Here is a 12025-nt window from a genome sequence, read left to right as displayed (position 1 = left end):
ATCGGCACGGCGCAAGAGGCGGGCGGGAATGCGCCGGGTGGGAATGTCCTGCGCCTCGGCGTCGTTCGCAGACCCCATGACGACTGTGGGAATCATCGGAGCAGGACACATCGGCAGCACCCTCGCGGAGGGTCTCGCAGACCGCGGCTACGACGTCGTGATCGCGAACTCCCGCGGGCCGGAGACGCTCGCGGACCTCGTCGCGCGCCTCGGCGATCACGTCCGTGCCGCGACCGCGCACGAGGCGGCCGACGCCGCCGACTGGGCGATCGTCACCGTGCCGCTGAAGGCGCTCGAGGAAGTGCCGGTCGAGCCCCTCGCCGGCAAGATCGTGCTCGACACCAACAACTACTACTGGGAGCGCGATGGGCACATCGCCGCGCTCGACGAGAATCGGGCGACGACGACGGGGCTCGTGCAGGAGCACCTGCGCACGAGCCGCGTGGTGAAGGCGTTCAACCACATCATGGCCGGCGACATCCTCACGACCGGCTCCCCCGCCGGCACGCCGGGGCGTCGCGCCCTCGCGATCGCGAGCGACCACGCCGACGCGGCGGCGCTCGCCGCCGAGGTCTACGATCAGTTCGGATTCGACACCGTCGACATCGGCTCGGTCGCCGAGAGCTGGCGGGTGGAGCGCGACCGCCCCGCGTACGTCGTGCGGCAGGATGCCGACGAGCTGCGCGAGAACCTCGCGCGCGCCGAGCGCTGACGGGGCGTCCGCTCGACATCCAGCGCGCGCTGACGCAGAAGCTGTGCGGCGGCCGGAATGCCGCGCGCCCTGCCCGAGGTTGCCTTCATCGGATCACCGATCGGAAGGAACCATCATGACCATCCTCGTCACCGGAGCCTCGGGCCACCTCGGACACCTCGTCGTCGACGCCCTCCTCGAGCGCAGCGCCCCCGCATCCGACATCGTCGCGGGCGGACGCAGCGTCGACAAGCTCGCCGACCTCGCCGAGCGCGGCGTCCGCACGGTCGCCCTCGACTACAACGACCCGGAGACCATCGCGGCGGCGCTCGACGGCGTCGACAGCGTGCTGCTGATCTCGGCATCCGAGCCCGGCAAGCGCTACGCGGGGCACAAGAACGTCATCGACGCGGCGGCTGCGGCCGGCGTCTCGAAGTTCGTCTACACGAGCGTCTCGAAGGCGACGACGTTCGACTGGCCGCTCGGCGCCGAGCACAAGGCGACCGAAGAGGCGATCGCCGAAAGCGGCCTGCCGGCGGTCATCCTCCGGAACGACTGGTACATCGAGAACTACACCGCCGACGTGCAGCGCGCGGAGCAGTCCGGCGTGATCACCTCATCCGTCGGCGATGCGCGCGTCGCGGCCGCCGCACGGAAGGACTATGCGGATGCCGCGGCGGTCGTGCTCCTCGGCGACGGCCACATCGGCGAGGTGTACGAGCTCGGCGGCGACGTCGCCGTCTCGTACGACGACATCGCCGCGGCCGCAGGCGAGGTCCTCGGGCGTGAGGTGTCGTACGTGCGGATCTCCCGCGACGACCTGCTCGCAGGGCTCGCCGGGGCCGGTCTCGACGCCGGGACGGCGGAGTTCGTCGCGAGCATGGACGACGGCATCCGCGGCGGCGTCCTCGCCGACACCGACGGCACCCTCGCCCGCCTCATCGGCCGCCCGACGACGCCGTTCGTCGACGGGCTGCGCACCGCGCTCGGCCGCTGACGCCCGCACCCCACCCATCGGGGGGTGCGGCTGCTCAGCGGCGCCCGGTCAGCGGCGGGGGATACGGCGCCGGCGGCGCGAGCGGCGGCCGCCGAAGAGCGCGGCGCCGAGCGGCACGGCGCTCGCGATCATGAGGATGACCGCGAGCGCCGGGGCCGAAGCGAAGAGCAGCGCGCCGGCGATGAGGAGCGCCGCGAACGCGACCGTCGCGATCGTGCGGCGGAGCATCCCCTCGAGGCTCTCCAGGCGCCGATCGATCTGCGGGGTCTCGACGGCGAGGTCGCCGCGGTCGATCTTGGCGATGAGGTGGTCGATCCGCGTCGGCAGCGCCGCGACCGTCCGGGCGTACGAGAGGGCGCCGCGTCCGGCATCCGCCACGACGTTCCGGCTCTCTTCGCGCAGGAGCTTCTGCGCGAAAGGCTCGACCGACTCCCACACGTTGAACGCCGGGTCGAGCGCCGTGCACACTCCCGACGTGAGAGAGACGGCCCGCGTGATGAGGAGGAAGTTCTCGGGCAGCTGCACCGGGAGGTCGCGGATGGTCTCGCCGAACTCGTCGGCGAACACGCGGTATTCGCGCGGGTCGATGTTCTGCAGGTCGCCGAACGCCATGCCGCCGAACCGCGCGAACAGCTCGGTGAGCGCGCGCTCGAGCTCCGCCGTGTCGGCGCCCGGAAGGAGGACGCCGATCTCCTGGATGCCGTCGACGAGCCCCTTCCCGTCGCGTGCGGAGACGGCGATGACGATCTGCCGCAGGCCCGAACGGAGGTCGGGCGGCACCTCGCCCATCATCCCGAAATCGATGAAGGTGAGCGACCACGCGCGCCCGTCGGCATCCGCCGCGTGGGGCGTGACGAAGACGTTCCCGGGGTGCGGGTCGGCGTGGAAGAACCCGCCGCCGAACAGCTGATCGAACATCGCCTCGGCGAACGCGCGCGCGACGGCACGCGGATCGATGCCCGCAGCCCGCAACGCCGCAACATCGCCGATCTTGATGGCGGTGACGTCCGAGAGGGTGAGGACGCGGCGCGTCGTCCGCTCCCAGGCGACGTCGGGGGTCGTGATGCGGCTGCCGTCGGCGTACATCGCGGCGAAGCGCTCCGCGTTCGCGCCTTCATGGAGGTAGTCGACCTCTTCGCGGCTCGTGACGGCGAACTCCTCGACGAGCGCCGGCGCGTCGACCCGCGAGGCGACGAACCGGATGCGGCTGAGGCGCTCGCCGATCGTCCGGAGCGCCGCGAGGTCGATCTCGACGAGCTCGTCGACGCCGGGGCGCTGTACCTTCACGACGACGTCGGTGAACCCGGCGATCGCGGCGTCGTCGGCGGCGAGGCGGGTCCGGTGCGCTTGACCGAGGGATGCCGCAGCCAGCGGCGTCTCGTCGACCCACGCGTACGCACGCGCAAGCGGCACGCCGAGTTCCCGCTCGGCGAGCGCGCGGATCTCGTCGAATTCGACTGGCGGCACCTCGTCCTGCAGCTGCTCGAGTTCACTCGTGACCTCGGGCGGCAGCACGTCGAGGCGTGAGGACATGAACTGCCCGACCTTGATCATGAGGCCGCCGAGTTCGACGGCGAGCACGCGGAAGCGCCGCGCGATCTTCTGCAGGCGGGCCGAGCGGCCGCGCTCCGCCCACCGGGCGAGCCCGATGCGCGGAAGCAGCAACTCGAACCACCACGTCTGGAGCATGACGCCGGTGGCGAACCGGATGATCCGGTTGTACCGGGCGCGCCCGGGGGCGGTCGCCCCCGACGCCGGCACCCCAGACCTCGGCACGGAGCGTCAGCCCTCGGCGAGGATGGCGTAGATCTTGCGCCGCGCCTCGTCGATGATGTCGATCGCCTGCTGCACCTGCTCGGGCGATCCCATCCGACCGACCTGCATGGCCGCCTGCGCGAGGTTCGCGCCCGCCTTGGGCAGTGCCCCGAACCCGGGTCCGTCGGCCTTGTCCTGCGAGCCCGACGCCGAGCCGGATGCCGCCGAGGTGCGCCACGGAGCCGGCTTGTCGGCAGCCTCCGCGCGCCCCGCCTCGGTGAGCGAGTAGGTCTTGCGCCCGTCGCCCTCTTCGACCTCGACGATGCCCTCGTCGGTGAGCAGCTGCAGCGTGGGGTAGACCGAGCCGGGGCTCGGCTTCCACGCGCCGCGGCTGCGCTCCTCGATCTGCTGGATGATCTGGTAGCCGTGCATCGGCTGCTCGTCGAGCAGGGCGATGATCGCGACGCGCACGTCGCCGCGGCCCATGCGGGAGCCGACCTTCTGGCCGACGCTCTCCTCGAAGCGCTGCCCGAGCTGACCGAGCTGATCGAAGAGGTCGTTGAGCCCCTGGCCTCCGAATCCCTGGCCCCCGAAACCCTGACCGCCGAAGCCGCCCTGTCCGCCCGAGGCGCCTCTGCCCCCGAAGCCGAAGCCGCCGAATCCCTGTCCGTATCCATTGCTCATGAGAGCCTCCCTTGTCTTCCGAACGATACATAACGATATATCGTTCAGGGGATGCCGTGTCCGTGAGTTCGCCCAGAGCGCACCCGGAGCGGGACCCGTCATGATGCCGACCGTCGACCGCATCCACGGGCAGATCACGGCGTCGGCCTCCCGTAGTCCTCGAGCCAGCGCAGCCACAGTTCGCTGAGCGTCGGATACGACGGCACCGCATGCCAGAGCCGATCGATCGGCACCTCCCCGACGACGGCGATCGTCACCGCGTGGAGCAGCTCGCCGACGTCGTCCCCGACGAGCGTCGCGCCGACGATCACGCCGCGGTCTTCGTCGACGATCGCCTGGGCCGTCCCGCGGTAGCCCCGGGCACGCGTCGCCGCGCCGGCGAGCTGACCGAGGTCGACCTCGAGGGTGCGCGTGCGGAGTCCGGCATCCTTCGCCTTCTGCGCGGTCAGGCCGACCGCGGCGACCTGCGGCTCGGTGAAGACCACCTGCGGCACGGCCCGGTGGTCGGCGGTCGCGACGTGTGCGCCCCAGGGGGCGTCGTCGACGGGGGCTCCCGTCGCCCGCGCCGCGATGACGTCGCCCGCGGCTCGTGCCTGGTACTTGCCCTGGTGGGTGAGAAGAGCGCGGTGCGTCACGTCGCCCGCGGCGTAGAGCCAATCGGTGCCCGCGACCCGCAGGGTGTCGTCGACGTCGAGCCACGCCCCGTCCTCGAGGCCGATGCTCGACAGCCCCACGTCGCCGGTGCGCGGCACGCGCCCCGTCGCGATGAGCAGCTCGACCGCCTGCACCGTCGATCCATCGGTCAGCGTGAGGGTCACCAGCGCCCCGTCGCGCGTCGCCTGCGCGATCTCGACGCCGCGGCGGAGGTCCACCCCCGCGTCTTCGAGCGACTGCGCGACGGCGTCGGCCGCGAACGGCTCGACCGTCCCGAGCAGGTGCGAGCGGACGATCATCGTCACGCTCGAGCCGAGCGAGGCGAACGCCGTCGCCATCTCGGACGCGACGACGCCCCCGCCGAGGATCGCGAGCGACGACGGCACCTCATGGACAGAGGTGGCCTCCCGACTCGTCCACGGATCGACGTCGGCAAGGCCCGGCACGTCGGGCAGAAGCGCTGCCGACCCGGTGCAGATCGCCACCGCGTGCCGCGCCCGGAGCACGCGCTCGGTGCCGTCGGATGCCTCGACGCGCACCGTCTTCTCGCCGTCGAGGCGCCCGTGCCCCCGCACGAGGTCGATGCCGGCGTCGCGCAGCCAGTCGATCTGACCGTCGTCGTTCCACTCGTGGACGATCGCGTCGCGCGAGGCGAGCGTCGCACCGACGTCGACGCCCCCGCCGACCGCCGCCGCCGCGCCCGGGACGACGCGCGCTGCGCGCAGGACCGACCCGGGGCGCAGGAGGGTCTTGGACGGCATGCAGGCCCAATACGAGCATTCGCCTCCGACGAGCTCGCTCTCGACGATCGCGGCGGTCAGCCCGCCGCGCACGGCTCGGTCGGCGAGATTCTCACCCACGGGGCCCGCGCCGATGACGATGAGGTCGTAGTCGGCGGCATCCGCCTGCGCCTGCTGCGGGTGCGTCTGCTGTGGTTCGGCCATGTGCCACGTCTACCCGAGTGTGACGGTTCGTGCCACCCCCCTGCACGGATGTCGGATCCATGTGATTGTGTAGGTCACCCGACCCGGAGGATGCATGGCGATCGAATTCCGCTCCGTCACGAAGCGCTTCCCCGACGGCACCGTCGCCGTGAACGACTTCAGCCTCGTGCTGCCCGCCCACAAGACCACGGTCTTCGCGGGCTCGTCGGGGTGCGGCAAGACGACGCTCCTCCGGATGATCAACCGACTCATCGACCCGACGAGCGGCGAGATCACGATCGACGACGAGAACATCCAGGAGCGCGACCCGGTGAAGCTCCGCCGCGGCATCGGCTACGTCATGCAGAGCGCGGGCCTCCTCCCCCACGTGAGCGTCGTCGACAACGTCGCCACCGTGCCGATCCTGAACGGGACGCCGAAGAAGAAGGCGCGTGAGCGCGCGCTCGAGCTCCTCGACGTCGTCGGGCTCGACCGCTCGCTGGCCGACCGCTACCCGCGCCAGCTCTCGGGGGGCCAGCAGCAGCGCGTCGGCGTGGCGCGTGGGCTCGCCGCCGACCCCAACATCCTCCTCATGGACGAGCCGTTCGGCGCGGTCGACCCGATCGTCCGGCGCGAGCTGCAGACCGAGACGATCCGCCTCCAGCGCGACCTCGACAAGACGGTCGTCTTCGTCACCCATGACATCGACGAGGCGTTCCTGCTCGGCGACCAGGTCGTCATCCTCGAGAAGGGCGCGAAGATCGCGCAGGTCGGGTCGCCGAGCGAGATCATCGAGAACCCCGCGAGCGCGTTCGTCGCCGACTTCATCGGCGTCGAGCGCGGCGCGCGCGAGCTGCACACGAAGCGGACGGCCCGCGGCACGGTGCTCGTCGACGCCGCGGGGCGCACGCAGGGCGTGCTCGCGGATGCCGGGGCCCTGGATGCCGACGCGGCTCGTGCGGGTACCGGTCGTGCGGATGCCGGTTCGGATGCGGCTCGGGAGGGAGCGGCGCCGTGAGCTGGGTGCTCGACAACCTCGACCTCATCTGGCGGCTGACGATCCCCCACGTCCGACAGAGCGTCATCCCGATCGCGCTGGGCTTCCTCATCGCGTTGCCGATCGGGTGGGTCGCGTTCCGCTACACGAAGCTGCGCGGCACGATCCTCACGACCGTGGGCCTGTTGTACACGATCCCCTCGTTCGGGCTGTTCGCGATCGTCGCGGCCGCCTTCGGGCTGAAGTTCCAATCGGAGACGACCCTGATCGTCGCCCTCACGATCTACGCCGTCGCGATCATGACCCGCTCGGTCACCGACGGGCTCGGCTCGGTCGAACCCGCGACGCGCGAAGCCGCCGTCGCGATCGGCTACGGCCCGTGGCGACGGTTCTGGATGGTCGATCTCCCTCTCGCCGGCCCCGTGCTGCTCGCCGGCCTCCGGGTGACCGCGACCTCGACCATCTCGCTCGTCACGGTCGGCGCCCTGATCGGCGTGCAGAACCTCGGCTATCTGTTCACCGACGGGTTCCAGCGGCGGATCCTCCCCGAGGTGTTCTCGGGCGTCATCGCCGTGGTCCTCATCGCGCTGATCGTGGACGTCCTCCTCGTCGTCGCCGGGCGTCTGCTCATGCCCTGGCAGGAGCGCCGCTCGAGCCGTCGCGCGGAGCGCCGGGCCGTCCGCCGCCTCGTCACGGAGGGTGCCGCATGAACCTCTTCCTCGACGCGCTCGCGTGGATCTTCTCCCCTGACCGGCTCACCGGATCGCTGCCCCTGCCCGCCGCGATCGGCCAACACCTCGCCTTCACGTTCGCCGCCGTCGCGATCGCCGCGATCATCGCCATCCCGGCGGGGTGGGCGATCGGCCACACCGGCCGCGGCCGCGAGTTCGCCGTCGCGCTCTCCGGTGCCGCGCGCGCGATCCCCACCCTCGGCCTCGTCATCCTGCTGTATCTGATCATCGGCGTTCTCTACAAGACGGAAGCTGCGATGGTCGCCTTCGTCGTCCTCGCGATCCCGTCGATCCTCGCGGGGGCCTACGCCGGGTTCGAGGCGATCGACCGATCCGTCATCGGCGCGGGCCGCGCGGTCGGGATGACGGAGTGGCAGATCCTCTGGCGCATCGAGGTGCCGCTCGGGCTCCCCCTCCTGATCGCGGGCCTGCGCTCCGCCGCGATCCAGGTCGTCGCGACCGTGACGATCGCGGCGTACATCGGCCTGGGCGGCGTCGGCTTCTTCATCCTGCAGGGCATTCCGTTGCGCCGCTTCGACCAGGTGCTCGGCGCCTCGATCGTCGTCGTCGTGCTGGCACTCCTCCTCGACGGGCTGTTCGCCCTCGTGCAACGGCTCGTCGTACCGCGCGGCGTGCGCGCCCGGTCGAGAGGGACGTCGGAGCCCGACGAACGCGCCGGCCTCCGCCGGACGCGCACCGCCCCCATCCGCACCGCCGCCGGCGCGTCCGCGTTGCCGTCCTCCTGACCCATCCGCCACCCGTTCCGTTCCGAACCATTTCCGCACAGCATCCACGAAAGGCACGTCATGTCCCGCACACGAACCCGCGGCACCGCCCGCACCCGCCTCGCGCTCGCGCTCGGCGCCGTCACCGTCTCCGCGCTCGCCCTCGCCGGCTGCTCGTCGGGCGGCGATCCCCTGGACGACGGGGGGTCGAGCGAGTCCCCGGCATCCGACACGATCGTCGTCGGCAGCCAGGACTACTACTCGAACGAGATCATCGCCGAGCTCTACGCGCAGGCGCTCGAAGCCGACGGGTTCACCGTCGACCGCCAGTTCCGCATCGGCCAGCGCGACGCGTACATCCCGTCGCTCGAAGACGGCTCGATCCAGGTGTTCCCCGAGTACACCGGCAACCTGCTGCAGTTCTTCGAGCCCGACACGACCGCGACCTCTCCCGACGACGTGTTCGCGGCGCTCCAGGACGCACTCCCCGACGGTCTCACGGCCCTCGACTTCGCGTCGGCGACCGATCAGGACTCGTACAACGTGACCAAGGCATTCGCCGACGAGCACGACCTGAAGAGCATCGGCGACCTCAAGGGCATCTCGCCGCTCGTCCTCGGCGGCGCAACGGAGCTCGAGGAGCGCCCCTACGGCCCCAAGGGTCTGAAGGAGAAGTACGGGGTCGACGTGACCTTCTCGGCCACCGCGGACACGACCGTCGACGAGCTCGTCGCAGGCAACATCCAGGTCGCGAACGTCTACTCCGCCGACCCGCGCATCCAGACGCAGGGCCTCGTCACCCTCGAAGACCCGGAGAGCCTGTTCCTGGCATCCAACGTCGTCCCGATCGTCAGCTCCGACGTCGCCGACAAGGTCTCGGGAGTTCTGAACGAGGTCAGCGCGAAGCTGACGCCCGAGGGTCTTGTCGCCCTCAACGTCCAGTCGACCGAGGACCAGAAGTCCGCGAAGGCCCTCGCGACGCAGTGGCTGAAGGACAACGGCCTGGCCGGCTGACCTTCTTCTCGCTCTCCTGCGACCCCCGCGGCCCCGGCGCTCACGCGTCGGGGCCGCGTCGCGTCCGCCCTCCCCCGCGCACCCCTCGCGAATCACCGCCCGATTCTCGAATCACCACCGAATGCGCGCGAAAGCGGCGGTGACACGGGAAAGCGGCGGTGATTCGCGAGCAGAGCCGGAGACGGCGCGAGCGCGAGGCTCAGAAGGCGCGGAGGTCGGCGCGCAGGCCCTGCCCGGTGTAGTCGCGGCGCAGGATGCCGCGGCGTCGCAGCACCGGCACGAGCTCGTCGAGCGTCCGGTGCACCGTGACCGGGTGCAGGTCGCCCCAGAGGAGCACCCCGTCGTTCCCCCACGTTCCGAGCTCTTCGATGAGGTCGGCGAACTCCTCCGCCGTGCCCACGAAGCCCGACCGGTCGGTGATCCGACCGAGCCGCGCGAGCGCGGTCAGGTGGGCGCGCAGGGGTGCGGTCGCCGCGTCGCGGTCTCCGACGAGGCGGCGCAGCGACCCCTGCGACACATGCTCGGCGAAGAGCCCCTCGGGAAGCGGGGCATCGAGGTCGAGCGTCGTCAGGTCGGTCTCGAGGTCGCTCGATTGCCGCTGCGCGATCGTCCGCAGAACGTCGTCCGAGGGGCGGGCGGATGCCGCGACCAGCCGGTCGGCCTCCTCCAGCGACGACACGATCACCGGCTGGATCGCGAACATGATCGTGACGTCGTCGGGCGTGCGTCCGCGCGCGATCGCCGCCGCGTGGATCTTCGCCCGGTACGCTCGGACGCTCGCCTCGTCGAGAGGCGACAGGGCGAGCTGGATGTCGGAGTTGGTGCCCGCGAACGCGAGCCCCCTCCCCGATCCGCCCGGCGATGCGATCACCGGGTCGCCGCGGTCGAACGGGATCGCGTTCAACGGCCCGTCGAACGCGTAGTGCTCGCCGCGGTGGTGCACGGCATCCAGCCTCGTGCCGTCGGCGTACACGCCGGCCTCTGCGTCGCGGACGAGCGCACCCTCGCCCCAGGAGTGCCAGAGGGAGCGAAGGGCGCCCAGCCACTCCTCGGCCCGGTCGTAGGCGGCGTCGTGTCCGAGCGGGCTCTCGGCGGAGAAGTGCCGCGCGCTCCCCGCGTCGGTGACGACGTTGAGGCCCAGGCGGTCGGCGCTCAGGTGCTGCAGTGTCGCGAACTGCCGTGCCGCCGTGTACGGCAGGAAGGCCGCCGGGTTCACGGTCGGGATGACGCCGAGGTGCCGCGTCGCCTGGAAGAGGTAGGGCGCGAGCAGCAGCGGGTCGTGCTTGGGTCCGCCGAACGCGTGCCGCACCCGCAGATCGATCGTCTCGGCCGAGCCGAGGGAGGGGGCATCCTCGATCAGGACGAAGTCGAACCCGGCCTGTTCGAGCTCACGCGCCGACTGCTGATACAGGTCGGGGCGCGTCCAGTCGTAGTCCCAGTCGAGGTACGGATGCCCCCACCCGTGCGGCCCGAAGCCCCGCGCGAGGAACCATCCGAAATGCTGGGGCCGGGCGGCCCCGCTCACGCGACCACCGCGACGTCGACCTCGTCGACCGGCTCGGCGGCGACGGCGAGCGCGCGGGCGAGATCGTCGATGAGGTCCGGAGCGTCCTCGATGCCCACCGAGATGCGGATCGTGCCCGGCTCCACCCCGACCGCGCGTCGCTCGGCGCCCGTGAGCGCGACGTGCGACGTGGATGCCGGGTGCAGGATCAGCGACCGGACGTCCCCGAGGTGCGTCATGTGCGTGAACACGTCGACGGACTCGATGAGCCGCCGCGCGGCCTCGGCCCCGCCACGGACGGTGAACGTGAACACCGAGCCGAAGCCGTCGGGCAGCAGCGCCGCACCGAGCGCGTGGTCGGGGTGGGACGGCAGTCCGACGTAGTCGACCGACGCGATCTCGGGCCTATCGTCGAGCCACTGGGCGACGGCGAGCGCGTTGGCGCTCTGGCGCGCGACGCGCAGGCTCAGGGTCTCGATCCCCTGCCCGATGAGGAAGGCGTTGAGCGGCGACGGTGTCGTCCCGAACCGCAGAGCGACGCTCTCACGGGCGTAGGCGATGCGCGCGTCACCGCCGACGCGTTCGGCGATGCTCGGCTCGCCGAGGCGCCCCGGCGCGACGAGGTGCGGGAAGAGCGCACCCGACCTCTCGGCATCGAAGCGGCCGTTGTCCACGATCGCGCCGCCGAGCACCGACCCGTGGCCGGCGAGGAACTTGCTCGCCGAATGCACGACGACATCCGCCCCGTGCTCGAGCGGGCGCACGAGGTAGGGCGTCGCGAACGTGTTGTCGATCACGAGCGGGATGCCGTGGCGGTGCGCGACCTCGGCGACCGCGCCGATGTCGATGAGCCGGTTGGCGGCGTTCGAGATCGATTCGGCGAACACGGCGCGCGTCTCGGGCCGGATCGCCGCCTCCCAGGCATCCGCATCGTCGATGTCGTCGACGAACGTCGTCTCGATGCCCAGGCGCGCGAGATTGTCGCGGAAGAGCCCGCGTGTGCCCTCGTACACGTGGGTCGAGGACACGATGTGTCCGCCCGTCTCGACGAGGGCGAGGAGCACGACGGCCGTCGCCGCCTGGCCGCTCGCGAGCAGGAGCGCCTGCGAGCCGCCTTCGAGGGCGGCGAGGGTGTGCTCGACGGCGTCGATCGTGGGGTTCGCGACACGGGTGTACGCGTAGCCGCGGCCCTCGCCGAAGTGCGCGGCGGCGTCGTCGTACTCGTCGAACTCGAACCCCGCGGTGAGGTAGATCGGCGTCGCCCGCGCGCTCGGAGAGGCGGATGCCGCACGCTCGTGCACCTGCCGTGTCGTGAATCCCCGCCGTGCCATCGTCGCCCCTTCCGCGCCT

The 12025-nt window shown here is 71.5% G+C and carries 11 protein-coding genes; 6 read left to right on the top strand and 5 right to left on the bottom strand.

Annotation, left to right across the window (positions count from 1 at the left end; all coding sequences use genetic code 11):
* Positions 1-43: 43 nt before the first annotated feature.
* Positions 44-712, top strand: coding sequence for an NADPH-dependent F420 reductase (locus tag AC3ENQ_RS07310; protein ID WP_431803339.1), 669 nt, complete (start codon positions 44-46; stop codon positions 710-712).
* 115 nt (positions 713-827) lie between these two features.
* Positions 828-1688, top strand: a complete 861-nt coding sequence (locus AC3ENQ_RS07305; protein ID WP_431803141.1) for an SDR family oxidoreductase — start codon at positions 828-830, stop codon at positions 1686-1688.
* A gap of 48 nt (positions 1689-1736) precedes the next feature.
* On the opposite strand, the gene AC3ENQ_RS07300 is transcribed toward AC3ENQ_RS07305, so the two are convergent.
* From AC3ENQ_RS07300 to AC3ENQ_RS07290, 3 genes are all read right to left on the bottom strand, one after another.
* Entirely contained in the window at positions 1737-3377 is a 1641-nt protein-coding gene (locus AC3ENQ_RS07300) for an ABC1 kinase family protein (RefSeq protein WP_431803337.1), read from the bottom strand.
* A 93-nt stretch (positions 3378-3470) separates the two neighbouring features.
* A complete protein-coding gene (locus AC3ENQ_RS07295; protein ID WP_431803139.1) occupies positions 3471-4127 on the bottom strand; it encodes a PadR family transcriptional regulator in 657 nt (218 codons plus the stop codon).
* Positions 4128-4261: 134 nt separating this feature from the next.
* Entirely contained in the window at positions 4262-5725 is a 1464-nt protein-coding gene (locus tag AC3ENQ_RS07290) for a dihydrolipoyl dehydrogenase family protein (protein ID WP_431803137.1), read from the bottom strand.
* Between the two features lie 94 nt (positions 5726-5819).
* Here AC3ENQ_RS07290 and AC3ENQ_RS07285 point away from each other — a divergent pair, with 94 nt between their 5' ends.
* Genes AC3ENQ_RS07285 through AC3ENQ_RS07270 form a run of 4 tightly spaced genes read left to right on the top strand, consistent with a single transcriptional unit; the run spans position 5820 to position 9171 of the window.
* Positions 5820-6722, top strand: coding sequence for an ABC transporter ATP-binding protein (locus tag AC3ENQ_RS07285; protein ID WP_431803135.1), 903 nt, complete (start codon positions 5820-5822; stop codon positions 6720-6722).
* On the top strand, positions 6719-7411 hold the full coding sequence (locus AC3ENQ_RS07280) for an ABC transporter permease (RefSeq protein ID WP_431803133.1): 693 nt from the start codon (positions 6719-6721) through the stop codon (positions 7409-7411). Before AC3ENQ_RS07285 ends, AC3ENQ_RS07280 begins: the two co-directional genes overlap by 4 nt.
* Positions 7408-8178: an ABC transporter permease gene (locus AC3ENQ_RS07275; RefSeq protein ID WP_431803131.1), complete on the top strand. Its 771-nt coding sequence runs from the start codon at positions 7408-7410 to the stop codon at positions 8176-8178. Before AC3ENQ_RS07280 ends, AC3ENQ_RS07275 begins: the two co-directional genes overlap by 4 nt.
* Positions 8179-8238: 60 nt before the next feature.
* Positions 8239-9171, top strand: coding sequence for an ABC transporter substrate-binding protein (locus AC3ENQ_RS07270; protein WP_431803129.1), 933 nt, complete (start codon positions 8239-8241; stop codon positions 9169-9171).
* A gap of 199 nt (positions 9172-9370) precedes the next feature.
* On the opposite strand, the gene AC3ENQ_RS07265 is transcribed toward AC3ENQ_RS07270, so the two are convergent.
* Together AC3ENQ_RS07265 and AC3ENQ_RS07260 are read right to left on the bottom strand one after the other, a co-directional pair.
* A complete protein-coding gene (locus AC3ENQ_RS07265; protein ID WP_431803127.1) occupies positions 9371-10696 on the bottom strand; it encodes an LLM class flavin-dependent oxidoreductase in 1326 nt (441 codons plus the stop codon).
* Positions 10693-12006, bottom strand: coding sequence for an O-acetylhomoserine aminocarboxypropyltransferase/cysteine synthase family protein (locus tag AC3ENQ_RS07260; protein WP_431803125.1), 1314 nt, complete (start codon positions 12004-12006; stop codon positions 10693-10695). Before AC3ENQ_RS07260 ends, AC3ENQ_RS07265 begins: the two co-directional genes overlap by 4 nt.
* Positions 12007-12025: the final 19 nt, after the last annotated feature.

It is taken from the genome of Microbacterium sp. bgisy203, assembly GCF_057706945.1.
The sequence above is the reverse complement of the archived record's forward strand: the minus strand, read 5'-3'. Positions and strand labels throughout refer to the sequence as shown.

Excerpts from the sequence above, each read along its gene's own strand:
- AC3ENQ_RS07285 (WP_431803135.1), top strand. The coding sequence starts at position 5,820 with ATGGCGATCGAATTCCGCTCCGTCACGAAGCGCTTCCCCGACGGCACC.
- AC3ENQ_RS07275 (WP_431803131.1), top strand. The coding sequence starts at position 7,408 with ATGAACCTCTTCCTCGACGCGCTCGCGTGGATCTTCTCCCCTGACCGG.
- AC3ENQ_RS07305 (WP_431803141.1), top strand. The coding sequence starts at position 828 with ATGACCATCCTCGTCACCGGAGCCTCGGGCCACCTCGGACACCTCGTC.
- AC3ENQ_RS07295 (WP_431803139.1), bottom strand. The coding sequence starts at position 4,127 with ATGAGCAATGGATACGGACAGGGATTCGGCGGCTTCGGCTTCGGGGGC.
- AC3ENQ_RS07260 (WP_431803125.1), bottom strand. The coding sequence starts at position 12,006 with ATGGCACGGCGGGGATTCACGACACGGCAGGTGCACGAGCGTGCGGCA.
- AC3ENQ_RS07300 (WP_431803337.1), bottom strand. The coding sequence starts at position 3,377 with ATGCTCCAGACGTGGTGGTTCGAGTTGCTGCTTCCGCGCATCGGGCTC.
- AC3ENQ_RS07290 (WP_431803137.1), bottom strand. The coding sequence starts at position 5,725 with ATGGCCGAACCACAGCAGACGCACCCGCAGCAGGCGCAGGCGGATGCC.
- AC3ENQ_RS07270 (WP_431803129.1), top strand. The coding sequence starts at position 8,239 with ATGTCCCGCACACGAACCCGCGGCACCGCCCGCACCCGCCTCGCGCTC.
- AC3ENQ_RS07310 (WP_431803339.1), top strand. The coding sequence starts at position 44 with ATGTCCTGCGCCTCGGCGTCGTTCGCAGACCCCATGACGACTGTGGGA.